Origin of the sequence: Streptomyces sp. x-80 (assembly GCF_046549095.1) — a bacterium.
Taxonomy (GTDB): domain Bacteria; phylum Actinomycetota; class Actinomycetes; order Streptomycetales; family Streptomycetaceae; genus Streptomyces; species Streptomyces celluloflavus.
In genome coordinates, this window is the sequence record NZ_JAJPWM010000014.1 from 61,971 (window position 1) to 79,690 (window position 17,720).

Below are 17,720 nucleotides of genomic sequence, written 5' to 3' on the forward strand. Positions count from 1 at the left end.
GTGTTGTTCATGGAGTCGATTCGGCGGCCGATCCTTTTTGTCAGCTATGCGGAAAGCGGCCTGCTGAACCCGTTGCTCGTACTGGCCGGGGAATTGTCCCGGCGGGGTGTGGAAGACCTGTGGTTCGCCACCGACGAGAATCGGCGTGCCGATATCAAGGCGCTCAATGCGGGAACACCGGTCGAGTTCGCCTCGCTGGGTGAGACCGTTTCCGAGATGTCGGCGGTCACCTGGGACGACGAGACGTACCGGCAGGTGACCCAGCGGTCGCGGTTCAAGGCGCACCGGGCGGTCATCCGGCACTCCTTCGCGCCCCGGTCGCGGGTCGAGAAGTACCGGCGGCTGGCGGCGGTGGTGGCGGAGGTGCGGCCGGCGCTGATGGTGATCGAGAGCATGTGCCAGTTCGGGTACGAACTGGCCATCACCGAGCGGATCCCCTTCGTCCTGGGGGTGCCGTTCGTGCCGAGCAATGTCCTTACCTCGCATGTGCCGTTCGCCAAGTCGTACACCCCGCCCGGATTCCCGGTGCCGCATTCGGGACTGCCGGCGGACATGAACGTCGCCCAGCGCATGACGAACCAGTTGTTCAAATGGCGCACGATGGGGATGTTCACGGCCCCTGCTATGCGGAAGAAGGTGGCGGAGGACGTGGCGGTCCGTACGGAGCTGGGGATCGCTCCGGAGGCCCGCGGCATGATGGCGCGGATCGACGCGGCCGAGATGGTGCTCTGCTATTCGGTGCCCGAACTCGACTATCCGTTCCCGGCTCCCGAGAGTCTGCGGCTGGTCGGCCCGATGGTGCCGCCGCTCCCCCAGGCACCGGACGACGACGGTCTGTCGGAGTGGCTCGACGCCCAGGAGTCCGTGATCTACATGGGGTTCGGCACCATCACCAGGCTGACGCGGGAGCAGGTCGCCGCGCTGGTCGAGGTCACCCGCCGGCTGGCGGACCGGCATCAGGTGCTGTGGAAACTCCCCACGGAGCAGCAGGAGTTGCTGCCGCCGCGCGAGACGCTCCCGGACAATCTGCGGATCGAGAGCTGGGTGCCCTCGCAGCTGGACGTGCTCGGACATCCGAGCGTCAAGCTCTTCTTCACGCACGCGGGCGGCAACGGCTTCCACGAGGGCCTGTACTTCGGCAAGCCGCTGGTGGTGCGGCCGCTCTGGGTGGACTGCGACGACCAGGCGGTACGCGGGCAGGACTTCGGCGTCAGCCTGACCCTGGACCGTCCCGAGACCCTCGACGCCGATGACGTGACCGACAAGCTGACGCGGGTGCTCGACGATCCGGCGTACCGCGAGCGCGCCGAGCACTTCGCGACGCTGCTGCGGGCCGCGGGCGGCCGGAGCACCGCGGCCGATCTGCTGCTGGGCCTGCCGGCCCTGGCCGCGAACTGACTCAATGCATCACCACCGACGTGACCCGAGCGAGGAACGCATGGCAGTCAAATACCCCGTGTCCAGGCCCTGGCTGGCAGGACAGGAGCTCGCGTATGTGACCGAGACGATCAACGACGGCTGGATCTCGTCGCAGGGGCCGTATGTGCGGCGCTTCGAGGAGGAGTTCGCGCGGTACAACGGCATCGCGCACGGTGTCGCCTGCTCGTCCGGGACGACCGCGCTCACCCTCGCGCTGCGGGCGCTGGGCGTCGGCCCGGGTGACGAGGTGGTGGTACCGGAGTTCACCATGATCGCGACGGCCTGGGCGGTGACGTACACAGGGGCGACACCCGTCTTCGTGGACTGCGGGGACGATCTCAACATCGATGTCTCACGCATCGAGGAGAAGATCACCTCGCGCACGAAGGCGATCATGCCGGTGCACATCTACGGACGCCGGTGCGATATGGACGCGGTGATGAACCTCGCGTACGAGTACAACCTCCGGGTCGTGGAGGATTCCGCCGAGGCGCACGGGGTCCGGCCGGTGGCCGATATCGCCTGTTACTCGCTGTTCGCCAACAAGATCATCACCTCTGGTGAGGGCGGCATCTGTCTCACCGACGACCCGCGGCTGGCCGAGCAGATGGCCCATCTGCGCGCGATGGCGTTCACCAAGGACCACAGCTTCCTGCACAAGAAGCTCGCCTACAACTTCCGGATGACCAGCATGCAGGCCGCCGTCGCGCTGGCCCAGACGGAGCGGCTGGACGAGATCCTGGCGGCCCGCCGGGAGATCGAGAAGCGCTACGACGCGGGACTCGCGGACATCCCCCAGATCACCCTGATGCCGGCGCGGGACGTGCTGTGGATGTACGACCTGCGGGCCGAACGCCGCGAGGAGCTGCGGGAGTTCCTGGCGGCGGAGGGCATCGAGACGCGGCTGTTCTTCAAGCCGATGAGCCGGCAGCCCGGCTATTTCGACCCGCGGTGGCCGTCGCTGAACGCGAGCCGTTTCAGCGCGGACGGCTTCTACCTGCCGACGTACACCGGACTGACCGAGGACGACCAGGCATACATCGTCGGGCGCGTCCGTGCGTTCTACGAGGCGAACTGACCGGACCGGGCCCGGCCGTCGCCGCCCACCACCAGACCCGCAGGGGAAACGCACAGATGACACTCACCGATCCCAACCTCGTCGACTTTCCGGGACGGCGTCCCGGCCGGCCCTTTCCACCGGCGGAGTACGCGGAACTGCGGCAGCGGCCGGGGCTCGTCCGCTCGACGCTGCCGAGCGGGGTCCCGGTCTGGCTGGTGACCCGGCACGAAGAGGTCCGGGCCGTCCTCACCGACTCCAGGATCAGTTCCAATCCCGCGCACCCGGGTTTTCCCCGGGCGGCCCGCACCGGCGGGGTGCCCGGCCAGGACGACGTGCCCGGCTGGTTCGTGGCACTGGACCCGCCGGAGCACGGCCGGTTCCGCAAGACGCTCATCCCGGAGTTCACGGTGCGCCGCATCCGGGAGATGCGGCCCGCGATCCAGCGCATCGTGGACGAGCGCATCGACGCCATGCTGGCCGCCGGTGACCGGGCCGATCTCATCTCGGACTTCGCGCTGCCGGTGCCGTCGCTGGTGATCTCCGATCTGCTGGGCGTACCCCATGCGGACTGCGGTTTCTTCGAGGCGAAAACCCGGGTGCTGGTCACGCTGACGTCCACCGACGCACAGCGGGAGGCGGCCACCAAGGCGCTGCTGCGCTACCTCACCCGGCTGATCGCCATCAAGGCGAAGCGGCCGGGCGACGACCTGATCAGCAGGCTGCTCGCCGACGGCACGCTGACCCCGCAGGAGGTGTCGGGCGTCGGGATGCTGCTGCTGATCGCGGGCCACGAGACCACGGCGAACAACATCGGGCTCGGTGTGGTGACGCTGCTGCTGCATCCGCACGGGATCGGCGACGACCGGGCGGTGGAGGAGCTGCTGCGCTACCACTCGGTCGCCGACCTGGTGGCGTTCCGGGTGGCGGTCGAGGACGTGGAGATCGGCGGGCAGCTGATCAAGGCCGGTGAGGGCATCGTGCCGCTCGTCGCCGCCGCCAACCACGACGCGACGGTCTTCGAGCGGCCCGACGAGTTCGACCCGGCCCGCTCCGCCCGGCACCATGTGGCCTTCGGATACGGGGTGCACCAGTGCCTCGGGCAGAATCTGGTGCGCGTGGAGATGGAGATCGCCTACCGGACCCTGTTCGAGCGCATCCCGACGCTCGAACTTGCCGTACCGGTAGAGGAGTTGGCCCTGAAATACGACGGGGTGCTGTTCGGGCTGCACGAGCTGCCGGTGCGCTGGTAGCCGACGGCCACGGAGGAAGGGTGAGGAACGTGCGCATCAGTGTGGACACCGACCGCTGTGTCGGGGCGGGGCAGTGTGTGCTGTCGCTGCCGGAGGTCTTCGACCAGGACGACGACGGAATCGTCAGCGTCATCGGCACACCGGCCGGCGCGGCGGACCGGGACGCCGCCCGGCAGGCGAGCGTGATCTGCCCGTCGGGAGCGATCACCGTGCACGAGGACTGAACCGGCTCCCCACGGGAACGACGCGGCCCCGCCCCCACGATCGTGTGGGGGCGGGGCTGTGTTTAGTGGCGTTTGTCAGCGTTTATCAGTGCTTGTCGGCGTGCACGGCGTGCACGGCGTGCACGGCGTGCGTCGGTGCACCGCTACCAGGTGACGGGCAGCTCGGTGAGGCCGCCGGACAGCTGGCCGCCGAGCAGCCGCAGTTCGTCCACCCCGGTCTCCAGCCGCAGACCGGGCAGCCGGGAGAGCAGCAGGGTGTAGGCCGTCTTCAGTTCCAGCCGTGCCAGCGGGGCGCCCACGCAGTGCCACATGCCGTACCCGAAGGTCAGGTGCGGGTTGGGCGTCCGGGTCGGGTCGAACTCCTCGGGCCGGTCGAAGACCTGCCGGTCGAAGTTGGCGAGGGTGAAGTCGAGCAGGACCAGTTCACCGGCCCGGATGGTCACCCCGGCCAGCTCGACGTCCGCGGCGGCGTAGCGCGGCAGCACGGAGCCGCCGGCCTTGGCGCTGCGCAGCACCTCCTCCACGGCCTGCGACATCAGGTCCGCGTCCCGCAGCACCGCCGCGCGGCGCTCGGCGTCGGTGGCGAGCAGTATGACGCCGAGGTCGATATGGCTGGCGACGCTGTCCAGTCCGGCGAAGAGCAGACCCGCGGAGAGCGGGCCGATGCGCTCCGGGGCGACCTCGGACGCGCACAGGCGGGAGATGACGTCGTCGCCGGGGTCGGCGCGTTTGCGGTCGGCGAGCTCGGCGAGGTAGCCGAAGAGGTCCTGCTGGCCCTCGGTGACGCTCTGGCGGTCGTCGAGGCCGCCCATGCGGTGCAGCAGTGCCGTCAGCCGCTGCTGTTCCGTGGCGGGGACGCCGATCAGCTCGCAGAGCACCCGCAGGGAGAACGGCACCGAGAAGTGCGCGTGCAGATCGGCGGGCGGGCCCTGGGCCGTGAACGACTCCAGTACGGCCTCGGCAAGCGCCGTCACCCGGGGTTTGAGGTCGCGTACGCGCCGGGCGGAGAAATTCGGGGTGAGAACCGTACGGGTCTCGGCGTGCACTTTGCGCGCGGTGTCGGGGTCGTCGTCGGTGATCAGCAGATCGAGGAACGGGTTCTTCACATAGCGCGGTGCCGACGCAGGGTCGGGGTGCGAGCGCCCGAGCCGCTCGTCGAGCAGCAGTTCCTTCAGTTCGGCGTGCCGGGTCACCAGCCATGCCTCGTCGCCCGCGGGCGTGCGCACCCTGCATAACGGGGCGCGGTCCTGGAGCTCGCGCAGCAGCGGGCTCAGGCGGAGTATGGCCGGGGGCTCGGCGGTGAGTATGGGCAGTTGGCTCGTGGTGGTCACGAGTGGACTCCCTCTGGGTGGTGCCGGTGGTGGGGGGTGTGCGGCGTCCGGGACCGGCGCGGCCGGCGGCCGCGCCGGTCCCGGACGGGGCTCATGCGTCGGGTGTGTGCAGGGTCGCGACCCACTCCTCGATGATCTGTGCCGTGAGCGCCGAGTGCTCCTTGGCGAGGGACAGATGGTCGGCCTCGATCATCCGGACGGTGTCCGCCTGGACGGAGGAGGTGTCGAAGAGGAAGCCGTCCAGCGGTCGCGCGCAGCGGACCAGGAGGGTCGGCGCGGTCGTGGGCGGCGCATCGATGCTGGTCATCGCCGTGAACCAGTGGGACATGGCGGACAGCCGGGCGCTGTTCAGGTTGACCGACGGTGAGTCGATGTCGGCCAGGTAGAAGCGCTGGGTGCGGTGGTAGTCGTTGCCCTCGCCGCGGCCGTAGCGGATGCTCGCAGTGTCGAGCAGGACGACGGCCTCGGGCCGTACGCCCCAGGTCTCCTCCAGTACGCCGGCGGCCAGGTAGGCGAGCGAGCCGCCCGACGAGTGGCCGACGAGGACGAACGGCTCGCCGTCGCTGGCGTGCAGTGCGCTCTCCGCGACCACCCGGGCCGCGGTCTCGCCGTTGGCGGGCAGGAGTTCGCCGGGTTCGAAGCCCATGAGCGGGAGCGCGGAGACATGCCGCCGGCCGCGGAAGTGCGCGGCGATCCGGGCGTACTGGTGCACACCGCCCGTCGCCCCGGGCGCGCTGACGAAGACGAGGCGGGGGCCGACCGGTCCTTCGGCGAGCGTGACCGGCGCGGAGAGCTCCTCCAGGTCGGCGGGGTTGTCGAAGGTGGGGCGGGTCAACGCCACCGCCTTGAGCATGCCCATGGCCTCGGTCTGCTTCCCGGCCTTGACCGCGTTGAAGAACAGCTCCACCAGCGTCTCGTCCCCGTGCCGGGCGCCGCGCGGGGCCCCGGTCCGCGCGGGCCCGCCGCCGAGCCCGAGCGGGCCGACGGCCTCGGTGCGCAGCCATGCGGCGAGCCCCGCGGGCGTCTCGTGGTCGAAGACGACGGAGGAGGGCAGCCGGATGCCGAGGGCGTCGGCGAGCTGGTTGCGCAGCTCGACGGCGATCAGCGAGTCGAATCCCAGCTCCAGGAAGCGGCGTTGCGGATCGACCGCGCCGGCCTCGCGGTGGCCCAGGAGCTTGGCGGCGTGGCCCGTCACCAGTTCCGTCAGCAGGCTCTCCTGCTCCGGTCCGGCCAGCCCGCCCAGCCGTTCGCGCAGGGTGCGCGGGGACCGGTCGGCGGTCGCGGCGGTGCGCCGGGTGCGCGGTACGAGGTCGCGCCAGAGTGCGCCGGCGGCCTGCTGGTCCTGCTGGAGGCCGGTGACGTTGACGCGGATGGGCACGACGAGCGCCTCGTCGCGGACGGTGGCCGCGTCGAACAGCGCCAGGCCCTGCCGGGTCGACAGCGGCGGTACGCCCGAGCGTGCCATCCGGGCCATGTCGGTGTCGGTCAGGCCGCTGGTCATACCGCCGTCCTGGGCCCACGGTCCCCAGGCGAGCGAGACGGCGGGCAGGCCCTGGGCGCGGCGGTGCTGGGCCAGTGCGTCCTGGAAGGCGTTGCCGGCGGCGTAGTTGGCCTGGCCGGGGCTGCCCATCACCCCCGAGATCGACGAGTACATGACGAACGCGGCGAGGTCGAGGCCGCGGGTCGCCTCGTGCAGATACCAGGCGGCGTCCACCTTGGGCCGCAGCACCGTCGCCAGCTGTCCGGGCGTCAGCGAGCCGATCGTCGCGTCGTCCAGCACACCGGCCGTGTGCACCACCGCGCTCAGCGGGTGCGCGGCGGGCACGCCCGCCAGCAGCGCGGTGACTTCCGCCCGGTCGCTCATATCGCAGGCGACGAGGGTGACTTCGGCCCCGAGGGCGGTCAGTTCGGCGTGCAGGGCGGCCGCTCCGGGCGCCTGCGGACCGCGGCGGCCGGCCAGCAGCAGACGCTTCACCCCGTGTCCGGTCACCAGATGCCGCGCGAGGTGGCTGCCCAGTCCGCCGGTGCCGCCGGTGACGAGCACGGTGCCGCCGCGGTCCCAGGGGGAGCCCTGCGCCGCGGGCCGCACCGCGTCGGGCAGCCGTACCAGACGGGCCGCGCGCAGCTCGTTCGCGCGCACCATGACCTGCTGTTCGTCCAGCGTGAGCAGGCCCGGCAGGGCGGCGGCCGAGACGAATCCCTCGTCGATGTCCACCAGCACGAAGCTGCCGGGGTTCTCCGACTGGGCCGACCGCACCAGACCCCATACCGCGGCCGCGGCCACATCGGTCACGTCCGCGCCGTCCGCCGCGACCGCGCCGCGGGTGACGAACACCAGCCGGGACGCGGCCAGCCGCGGGTCGGCCGTCCACTCCTGGAGCAGGCCCAGCACCCGGGCCGTCAGCTCGTGCACCGCCACGGGGCCGCCGGTGGCCACCTCGCCGACCACCGGGACCAGGAACACGTCCGGTGCGCGACCGTTGTCGCCGAGCGCGTCGGCGAGGTGCTCGCCGTACGCGATGACGGATTCGTCGGCGCGGTGCAGGGCGTAGCCGAGGTCGAGTTCATCGGCGCCGATGACGGCCCAGCGGGTACCGGCCAGGGGCGACTGCGCCGCCGGGACGGGCACCCAGGCGACACCGAACAGCGATTCCGGCTCGCCTGCCGTGCCGGGCCCGGCCGATGGGTGCTCGTCCGCCGGTCGCAGCGTCAGCGAGTCGACCGCGACCACCGGAGCCCCCGCCACGTCGACGGCGAGCAGCGACAGTTCGCCGGGGCCCGTGGCGGTGAGCCGGACGCGGGCGGCCGTCGCGGCGCCGGCGTGCAGCGTCAGCCCGGTCCAGGAGACGGGCTCCACCGGCCCGCCGTCCGCGCCCGCGGCGAACGCGGCGGCTTGCAGCGCCGCGTCCAGGAGCGCCGGATGCAGCGCGAACGCGGCGGCGTCGCCGGTGGCCTCGTCGGGCAGTGCCACCTCGGCGAACACCTCGGCGCCGCGCCGCCAGACCGCCCGCAGTCCCTGGAACACCGGGCCGCGGGCCGCCCCGGAGGCGGCGGTTCGCGCGTACCAGTCGTCGAGCGCGACCGGCTGTGCGTCCTGCGGCGGCCACACCTGGGGGTCGAACCCGTCGGGCGCGGTGCGGTCACCGGCGGCCAGCACTCCGCGGGCGTGCCGCAGCCACGGCTGCTCGGGCGCGTCGGCGGGGCGGGAGTGGACGGTCACCGCGCGGTCACCGGCCGCGTCGGGCGCGGCGACGCGTACTTGCAGCGCGAACGCGTCGGGTGCGGTCAGTGTCAGCGGTGCGTCCAGGGCGAGTTCCGCCACCCGGTCGCAGCCGGTCTGGTCGGCGGCCCGGACGGCGAGTTCGGCGAACGCCGCCGCGGGGAGCCGGACCTGGTCCTGCGCCCGGTGGTCGGCGAGCCAGGGGTGCGTGCGCAGCGACACCCGGCCGGTGAGCACGACCTCGTCCGATCCGGCCACGGCCAGCGCGGCGCCCAGCAGCGGGTGCTGTGCGGGGGCGAGCCCCAGCCCGGCCGCGTCGACGGTCCGTGCCGCCGCCGTCGGCCAGAACCGCTCCCGCTGGAACGCGTACGTCGGCACATCCGTGCGGCGCGCGCCGGTAGCGGCGAAGTACGCGGCCCAGTCCACGGGGACGCCGGTGACGTGCAGCCGGGCGAGGGCGGCGGCCGCGGCGGTCTCCTCGGGCCGGTCCTTGCGCAGCACCGGTACGGCGGTCACCCCCTCGGCCGGCAGCGACTCCTGGGCCAGGGCGGTGAGCACGCCGTCGGGGCCCAGTTCCAGGAGGGTGGTGACGCCCTGTCCGGCGAGCGTCCGGACACCGTCGGCGAAGCGGACCGCCTCGCGGACGTGCCGGACCCAGTACTCGGGCGAGCACAGTTCCTCGGCCGAAGCCAGGTCCCCCGTCAGGTTGGAGACGACGGGTACAGCCGGCTCGGCGAACGTCAGTCCGGCCACCACGGCACGGAACTCGTCGAGCATCGGATCCATCAACGGCGAATGGAAAGCATGGCTGACAGAGAGCCGGGAGGACTTGCGCCCCTGGCCCTTGAACACCCCCACGACATCCAGCACATCGCTCTCAGCACCCGAGACAACCACCGACGAAGGACCATTGACCGCGGCGATCGACACCCGGTCCGTCAGCAACGGCCTGACCTCCTCCTCCGTCGCCTGCACCGCAGCCATCGCCCCACCGGCCGGCAACGCCTCCATCAACCGCGCCCGCGCCCCCACCAGCCGACACGCATCCGCCAGCGAGAACACCCCCGCCACATGCGCCGCCGCAACCTCACCGATCGAATGCCCACCCACAAAGTCCGGGCGGACACCCAGCGACTCCATGAGCCGGAACAGCGCCACCTCCACCGCGAACAGCGCCGGCTGGGTGTAGCCCGTACGGTTCAGCAGAGCGGGGTCCGCGCCCCAGATGACGTCCCGCAGCGGGTGGTCCAGGTACGGGTCCAGTTCTGCCAGGACGGCGTCCAGGGCGGTGGCGAACACCGGGAAGCGCTCGGCCAGTTCCTGTCCCATGCCGATGCGCTGACTGCCCTGGCCGGAGAAGAGCACCGCCAGCGAGGCGGTACCGGCCGTGCCCCGGGCGATCTCCGGCACACCGTCGCCGGAGGCCAGCAGCACCGCCCGGTGCTCGAACAGTGAGCGGGCCGTGGCCAGGGTGTACCCGGTGTCGGCCCGGCCGGCCGCGCCGGTGCCGGCCGCGAAGGCCGTGAGCCTGCCCAGCTGCGCGTCCAGCGCGGCCTCGCTCTTCGCCGAGACGGGCCACGGCACCACGGCCGGGGTCCGGCGCGGCGCGCCGCCCGGCCGTTCGGCGGCGGGGGCCTGCTCCAGCAGCACATGCGCGTTGGTGCCGCTGATCCCGAACGAGGAGACGCCGGCCCGGCGCGGCCGCCCGGTCTCGGGCCATGCCGCGTTCTCGGTCAGCAGCGCCACCGCGCCCGCGGACCAGTCCACGTGCGAGGACGGCGCGGTCACGTGCAGCGTGCGCGGCAGCTCGTCACGGCGCAGCGCCATCACCATCTTGACCAGGCCCGCGGCGCCCGCCGCGGCCTGGGTGTGGCCGATGTTCGACTTGACGGAGCCCAGCAGCAGCGGGCGCCGGGGGTCGCGGCCCTGACCGTACGTCGCCAGCAGCGCCTGCGCCTCGATCGGATCGCCCAGGGGGGTGCCGGTACCGTGCGCCTCGACGGCGTCCACGTCCACCGGGGACACCCCGGCGTTGGCGAGCGCCTGCCGGATCACGCGCTGCTGCGACGGGCCGTTCGGGGCGGTGAGGCCGTTCGACGCACCGTCCTGGTTGACCGCGCTGCCGCGCACCACCGCCAGGACGTCATGGCCGTTGCGGCGCGCGTCGGACAGGCGCTCCAGGACGAGGACGGCCGCGCCCTCGGACCAGCCGGTGCCGTCGGCCGAGTCGGAGAACGCCTTGCAGCGCCCGTCCCCGGCGAGGCCCCCCATCCGGGAGAAGCCGCTGAAGTTCGCCGCGGTGGTCATCACCGTGACGCCGCCCGCCAGTGCCAGCGTGCATTCGCCGTTGCGCAGCGACTGGGCCGCCAGGTGCAGGGAGACCAGCGACGACGAGCATGCGGTGTCGACGGAGACGGCCGGGCCCTCCAGGCCGAACGCGTAGGAGAGGCGGCCGGAGACGACACTGACCGCCAGGCCGGTGGTCGCATGGCCCTCCACGTCGTCGGCGGAACCCATGACGAGACCGGCGTAGTCCTGGCCGCTGACCCCTACGTAGACGCCCGTACGGGTGCCGCGCAGTGTGCGGGGGTCGATGCCGCTGCGTTCGGCCGCCTCCCAGGCCACTTCGAGGAGCAGTCGCTGCTGCGGGTCCATGGCCAGCGCCTCGCGGGGCGAGATGCCGAAGAACCCGGCGTCGAAGTCGGCCACGTCCCGCAGGAATCCGCCGCGGCCCGTGGCCAGGTCCGTGGTGCCCGCCGAGGTCGGCAGGTCCCAGCCGCGGTCGGCCGGGAAGCCGGAGATCGCGTCGCCGCCGGCGGCGACCAGGTCCCACAACTCCTCCGGGGAGCGCACGCCGCCGGGGAAGCGGCAGCTCATGCCGACGATGGCGATCGGGTCGCCGGAGGCCGCGGCCGGTTCGGGTGTGGCGACGGCCGGTGCCCCGTCCAGACCGGCCAGTTCGCCGAGCAGCTGCGCGGCGAGCCGGACGGGCGTGGGGTAGTCGAAGACGAGCGTGGCGGGCAGCGTCAGGCCCGTCGCGGTCGCGAGGCGGTTGCGCAGTTCGACCGAGGTCAGCGAGTCGAAGCCGGCCTGCCGGAACTCGCGCTCGGCGACGACGGCCGCCGACGAGGGGTGGCCGAGTACGGCGGCGGCCTCGGTGCGGATGAGGTCGGTCAGATGGCGCAGCCGTTCGTCCTCGCCCAGTGCCGCCAGCCGTTCGGCGAGGCCCGCGCGGGAGGCTTCGGCCGCGACGGCGCGGCGGCCGGTGCGGACGAGGCCGCGCAGCAGGGCCGGGACGGTGCCCGCCGGACGGGGTGCGCCGGTGGCCAGGGGCAGCGGGACGACGAGGGGTTCGTCGCCCTCCGTGGCCGCGTCGAACAGGGCCAGTCCGTGCGCCACCGGCAGCAGCGGCACGCCGGTACCGGCCGCGCCGACCCGGCGCAGATCGCGGTCGGCCAGGCCGCTGGTCATACCGGCGCGCTGCTCCCACGCGCCCCAGGCGAGCGAGAGCGCGGGCAGGCCCAGGGCGTGCCGGTGGTGGGCGAGCGCGTCCAGGAAGGCGTTGCCGGCCGCGTAGTTGGCCTGGCCGGGGCTGCCCAGGACGCCCGCGGTGGAGGAGTAGAGGACGAACGCGGCGAGGTCGAGACCGCGGGTCGCCTCGTGCAGCTGCCAGGCCGCGGTCACCTTCGGGCGCAGTACGGCGTCCAGCCGCTCGGGCGTCAGCGAGCCGAGCACGCCGTCGTCGAGGATGCCCGCGGTGTGCACCACGGCGGTCAGCGGGTGTGCTTCGGGCACGGCCGCCAGCAGCTCGGCGAGCGCGGACGGTTCCGCCACGTCGCAGCGGGCGACCGTGACCTCGGCGCCGTGCTCGGCCAGTTCCTCGGTCAGCTCCCGGGCGCCCGTGGCGTCGGGGCCGCGCCGGCTGGCGAGCAGCAGATGGCGTACCCCGCGGGTGGTCACCAGGTGCCGGGCCAGTTCGGCGCCGAGGCCGCCGGTGCCGCCGGTGATCAGTACCGTGCCGTCGGGGCGCCAGACGGGCGGCATGGTCAGCACGATCTTGCCGATGTGCTGGGCGAGGCTCATGTGCCGGAACGCGGCGCGCGCCCGCCGTACGTCCCAGGCCCGTACCGGCAGCGGTGTCAGCACACCGCGGGTGAACAGCGCCAGGAGCTCGGCCAGCATCCGCTGGATGTCGTCCGGGTCCACCTGGCCCAGGTCGAACGCCTCGTAGCGCAGACCGGCCGGCAGGGTCTCCGGGTCGCGGATATCGGTCTTGCCCATCTCCAGGAAGCGGCCGCCCTCGGAGAGCAGCCGCAGGGACGCGTCCACGTACTCCCCGGACAGGGAGTTGAGGACGACGTCGACTCCCGTGCCGCCCGTGACGGCGGCGAAGGTCTCCGCGAAGGCGGTGGTGCGCGAGGAGGCGATGTGGTCCTCGGCGATGCCCTGCGCGCGCAGGACGTCCCACTTGCCCTCGCTCGCGGTGGCGAACACCTCGGCGCCCAGATGGTGGGCGAGCTGGACGGCGGCCATGCCGACACCGCCCGCCGCGGCGTGGATGAGCACCTTGTCGCCGGGCCGTACGCCGCCCAGGGTGACGAGCGCGTGGTGGGCGGTGAGGAAGACGAGCGGCACCGACGCCGCCGTCTCCCACGACCAGTCGTCGGGGATGCGGGTCAGGCGCCGTTCGTCGCCGACGACATACGGTCCGAAGCCGCCGAACAGCATGCCGGTCACCCGGTCGCCGGGCCGTACTCCGGTCACCTCGGGGCCGACCTCGGCCACGACGCCCGCGGCCTCGGAGCCGAACAGCCCGGCGTCGCCGGGGTACATGCCGAGGGCGTTGAGCACATCACGGAAGTTCACGCCGGCCGCGCGGACGGCCACCCGGACCTCGCGCCCGGTCAGCGGGGCGTGTGCCTGCGGGCAGGGGGCCAGCGTCAGACCGTCCAGACTGCCCTTGGCCCGGCTGTCCAGCCGCCAGGGCACGCCCGCCGGGGGCAGCAGGGCCGCGCCCGCGTCGCAGCGCGCCAGGCGGCCGACGCGCAGCGCCCCGGCGCGGACGACCGCCTGCGGTTCGTCGGCGTCCAGCAGCCGGGGCAGGTCCGGCAGCAGCTCCGCCGACGGCCCGGCCGGGCCGTCGAGGCCGTCGATGTCCACCAGCAGGAACCTGCCCGGGTTCTCGGCCTGCGCGGACCGCACCAGTCCCCAGACGGCCGCGGCGGCCGGGTCGCCGGTCTCCGCGTCGCCGTCGGGGTCCGCGATCGCGCCCCGGGTCACGCACACCAGGCGGGAGCCGGTGAACCGCTCGTCGGCCAGCCACTCCTGCACCAGGCGGAGCATCCGGTGGGTGAGGTCATGGGCCGACTCCGCGACGCGGGCGGGATCGCCCGCCGCCTGGACGACCACGACATCCGGGACCACCGCGGTCAGGTCGCTCAACGCGCCGACGGACAGCGGGAGCTGGCCCGCCGAGGTCAGGGCGGCGCCGAGCCCGAAGGTGTCCGGGCCGAGCAGTGCCCACGAGGCGTCGGCGCACTCCCCCTCCCCCGCCCAGGGCAGCCAGTCGACCCGGAACAGCGCGGGGCGCTCGTCGTGGACGGTCCGGGCGGCCAGGTGCGGGGACGCGGAGCGCAGCGCCAGCGACGCCACCGAGATCACCGGTTCGCCCTGGGCGTCGACCGCCGCCAGCTGGACCGCGTCCGGGCCGCTGCCGATCACCCGTACCCGGAGCACCGAGGCCCCCGAGGCGTGCAGGGACACCCCGCTCCAGGCGAAGGGCAGCAGGCTGCGGCGGTCGCCGTCCGCGCTGGCGAAGACGGTCGCGTGCAGCACGGCGTCGAGCAGCGCCGGGTGCACGCCGAAGGCGTCGGCGTCCGCGGCCGGTGCGGGCAGCGCGACCTCGGCGTAGATCTCCTCGTCGCGCCGCCAGACCGCGCGCAGTCCGCGGAAGACCGGGCCGTACTCCAGGCCCGTGCGGGCGAAGTGGTCGTAGGCGTCGGTGATGTCCACCGGGGCGGAGCCGGGCGGCGGCCAGGTGGTCGCGTCGAAGGGGATCAGCTGCTCGTCGGTGGTGAGCAGTCCGGTGGCGTGCCGGGTCCATTCCTGGTCGGGCGCGTCGGCGGGGCGGGCGTGGAAGAGCAGCTCCCGGCGGCCGGCGTCGTCGGCGCCGCCCACCCTGATCTGCACCTGTACGGCGCCCGTCGCGGGCAGTGCGAGGGGCGCGTCGAGCGTCAGCTCGGCCACCCGGTCGCAGCCGGCCTGGTCCGCGGCGCGGATCGCCAGTTCCAGGAAGCCGGTGCCGGGGAAGAGGGCCTGGCCACCCACCGCGTGGTCGGCCAGCCAGGGGTGCGTGGCGAGCGAGAGGGTGCCGGTGAGGACGAGTTCGTCGGAGCCCGCGACGGCCATCGCCGCACCGAGCAGCGGATGCCCGGCCGGGGTCAGTCCGAGGGATGTCACATCGACGGCGCGGAGCGAGACCTGCGGCCAGAAGCGTTCGTTGCGGAACGCGTACGTCGGCAGGTCCACCACCGCGGCGCCGGTTCCGGCGAAGAACGCCGGCCAGTCCACGGGCACACCGGTCGTCCCGAGCCGCGCCAGCGCGCTCACCACCGCGGTCTCTTCCGGGCGGTCCTTGCGCAGGGCCGGTACGGCGGTCACGCTCCCGGCCGGCAGCGACTCCTGGGCCAGGGCGCACAGCACGCCGTCGGGGCCCAGTTCCAGGAGGGTGGTGACGCCCTGTCCGGCGAGCGTCCGGACACCGTCGGCGAAGCGGACCGCCTCGCGGACGTGCCGGACCCAGTACTCGGGCGAGCACAGTTCCTCGGCCGAAGCCAGGTCCCCCGTCAGGTTGGAGACGACGGGTACAGCCGGCTCGGCGAACGTCAGTCCGGCCACCACGGCACGGAACTCGTCGAGCATCGGATCCATCAACGGCGAATGGAAAGCATGGCTGACAGAGAGCCGGGAGGACTTGCGCCCCTGGCCCTTGAACACCCCCACGACATCCAGCACATCGCTCTCAGCACCCGAGACAACCACCGACGAAGGACCATTGACCGCGGCGATCGACACCCGGTCCGTCAGCAACGGCCTGACCTCCTCCTCCGTCGCCTGCACCGCAGCCATCGCCCCACCGGCCGGCAACGCCTCCATCAACCGCGCCCGCGCCCCCACCAGCCGACACGCATCCGCCAGCGAGAACACCCCCGCCACATGCGCCGCCGCAACCTCACCGATCGAATGCCCACCCACAAAGTCCGGGCGGACACCCAGCGACTCCATGAGCCGGAACAGCGCCACCTCCACCGCGAACAGCGCCGGCTGGGTGTAGCCCGTACGGTTCAGCAGGTCGGGGTCCGCGCCCCAGATGACGTCCCGCAGCGGCTGCTCGGTCGCCGTGTCCAGGTGGGCCAGTGCGGCGTCCAGTGCCTCGGCGAAGACGGGGAACCGTTCGGCCAGCTCGCGTCCCATGCCGAAGCGTTGGGAGCCCTGGCCGGAGAAGAGCACCGCCGACTTGGGACGGCCGAGGGCGGTGCCTTCGGTGACGCCGGGGGCCGTGCCGTCGGCGAGCCAGGCGGTGAGGGCGCTCCGGCCGGCGTCGAGTCCTTCGGCGGTGACGGCGAGGCGGTGTTCGAGGCTCGCCCGGGTGGTGGCGAGGGAGAAGGCCAGGTCGAGGGCGCGGGGCTCCTGGGTGCGCTCCGCCAGGTGGGCCAGGAGGGCGGTGGCCTGGGCGCGCAGGGCGTCGGCGGTCCGCGCGGACAGCACCCAGGGCAGCGCCGTGGGCCCGGTCCGCTCCCGCGGCGGGGCCGCCGTCACGGCCGGGGCCTCTTCGATGATCACGTGCGCGTTGGTGCCGCTGACGCCGAACGACGAGACGCCGGCCCGGCGGGTGCGCTCGGACACCGGCCACCGGACCGGTTCCGTCAGCAGTTGCACATCGCCCGCCGTCCAGTCGACGTGCGAGGAGGGTGCGGTGACGTGGAGGGTGCGCGGCAGTTCGCCGTTGCGCAGCGCCATCACCATTTTGATGACGCCCGCGACGCCCGAAGCGGCCTGGGCGTGGCCGATGTTGGACTTGACGGACCCCAGCAGCAGCGGCCGTTCGCGGCCCTGCCCGTACGTGGCGAGCAGGCTCTGGGCCTCGATGGGGTCGCCGAGCGGGGTGCCGGTGCCGTGCGCCTCGACGGCGTCCACCTCGGCCGGGGTGAGCCCGGCGCTCGCCAGGGCCTGGCGGATGACGCGCTGCTGGGCCGGGCCGCTGGGGGCCGTGAAGCCGTTGGAGGCGCCGTCCTGGTTGACGGCCGAGCCGCGCACCACCGCCAGGACGCGGTGCCCGTTGCGCTGGGCGTCCGACAGTTTTTCCAGCAGCAGGACGCCGGCGCCTTCCGACCATCCGGTGCCGTCGGCGGCGTCGTCGAACGCCTTGCAGCGCCCGTCGCGCGCCAGCCCGCCCTGGCGGCTGAACTCGACGAGGGAGCCGGGGGTCGACATCACGTTGACGCCGCCGGCGAGCGCCAGGGTGCATTCGCCGTTGCGCAGCGACTGCGCCGCGAGATGGAGGGCGACCAGCGAGGACGAGCACGCCGTGTCGACCGTCAGGGCCGGTCCCTCCAGGCCCAGTGTGTAGGCGAGGCGGCCCGATGCGGCGCTGGCCGCGATGCCGGTGCCGATGTCGCCGGTCGCCTCGTCCGCGGACCGGACGACGAGGTACGCGTAGTCCTGGCCGTTCGTGCCGATGAACACCCCGGTCCGGCTGGCGCGCAGCCGGGTCGCGTCGATGCCCGCGCGTTCGACGGCCTCCCACGCGGTCTCCAGCAGCAGCCGCTGCTGGGGGTCCATGGTCAGGGCCTCGCGGGGCGAGATCCCGAAGAAGCCGGGGTCGAACTCCGCGGCGCAGCTGAGGAAGCCGCCGCGCTGGCTCACCGCCGTGTCGCGGGCGTCGACGCCGCTGTCGCGCAGGGCGTCGAGGTCCCAGCCGCGGTCGGCGGGGAATGGCGATATGGCGTCCGTGCCGGAGGCGACCAGGTCCCACAGGTCTTCCGGGGAGTACACCTCGCCGGGGAACCGGCAGCTCATGCCGACGATCGCGATCGGCTCCGTGGTGGCGGCGACGATCTGCCGGTTCTGCCGGCGCAGCCGCTCCGCTTCCTTCATCGCGGCGCGGAGCGCTTCGACGACCTCGTCGCTGGGGGTGTTCATGGTCAACTCCATCAC

At 73.2% G+C, this 17,720-nt stretch carries 6 protein-coding genes; 4 read left to right on the forward strand and 2 right to left on the reverse strand.

Translation table 11 applies throughout. The features are described 5' to 3' along the window. Positions 1-9 precede the first annotated feature (9 nt). Genes ACLJWH_RS26540 through ACLJWH_RS26555 form a run of 4 tightly spaced genes read left to right on the forward strand, consistent with a single transcriptional unit; the run spans position 10 to position 3,953 of the window. Complete coding sequence (locus ACLJWH_RS26540) at positions 10-1,398, forward strand: glycosyltransferase (protein ID WP_411144266.1); 1,389 nt, start codon at positions 10-12, stop codon at positions 1,396-1,398. A 40-nt stretch (positions 1,399-1,438) separates the two neighbouring features. Beyond that, positions 1,439-2,497 carry a DegT/DnrJ/EryC1/StrS family aminotransferase gene (locus tag ACLJWH_RS26545; RefSeq protein WP_411144267.1) on the forward strand — a complete coding sequence of 353 codons (1,059 nt, stop codon included), beginning with the start codon at positions 1,439-1,441 and terminating at the stop codon, positions 2,495-2,497. A 56-nt stretch (positions 2,498-2,553) separates the two neighbouring features. Then, positions 2,554-3,729, forward strand: a complete 1,176-nt coding sequence (locus tag ACLJWH_RS26550) for a cytochrome P450 (protein ID WP_411144268.1) — start codon at positions 2,554-2,556, stop codon at positions 3,727-3,729. A 29-nt stretch (positions 3,730-3,758) separates the two neighbouring features. Next, positions 3,759-3,953 (forward strand): ferredoxin, encoded by a 195-nt coding sequence (locus ACLJWH_RS26555; protein ID WP_411144269.1) that lies wholly within the window; start codon positions 3,759-3,761, stop codon positions 3,951-3,953. A gap of 143 nt (positions 3,954-4,096) precedes the next feature. Here the strand turns inward: ACLJWH_RS26555 and ACLJWH_RS26560 are convergent, their stop codons facing one another. Together ACLJWH_RS26560 and ACLJWH_RS26565 are read right to left on the reverse strand one after the other, a co-directional pair. Beyond that, complete coding sequence (locus ACLJWH_RS26560) at positions 4,097-5,284, reverse strand: cytochrome P450 (RefSeq protein WP_411144270.1); 1,188 nt, start codon at positions 5,282-5,284, stop codon at positions 4,097-4,099. A gap of 91 nt (positions 5,285-5,375) precedes the next feature. Beyond that, the gene (locus ACLJWH_RS26565) at positions 5,376-17,720 is read right to left on the reverse strand and encodes an SDR family NAD(P)-dependent oxidoreductase (RefSeq protein WP_411144271.1); all 12,345 of its coding nucleotides are present in this window, start codon (positions 17,718-17,720) and stop codon (positions 5,376-5,378) included.

What these genes read in the sequence shown, in the direction of transcription:
- ACLJWH_RS26550 (WP_411144268.1), top strand. Translation starts at nt 2,554, where the DNA reads ATGACACTCACCGATCCCAACCTCGTCGACTTTCCGGGACGGCGTCCC.
- ACLJWH_RS26540 (WP_411144266.1), top strand. Translation starts at nt 10, where the DNA reads ATGGAGTCGATTCGGCGGCCGATCCTTTTTGTCAGCTATGCGGAAAGC.
- ACLJWH_RS26545 (WP_411144267.1), top strand. Translation starts at nt 1,439, where the DNA reads ATGGCAGTCAAATACCCCGTGTCCAGGCCCTGGCTGGCAGGACAGGAG.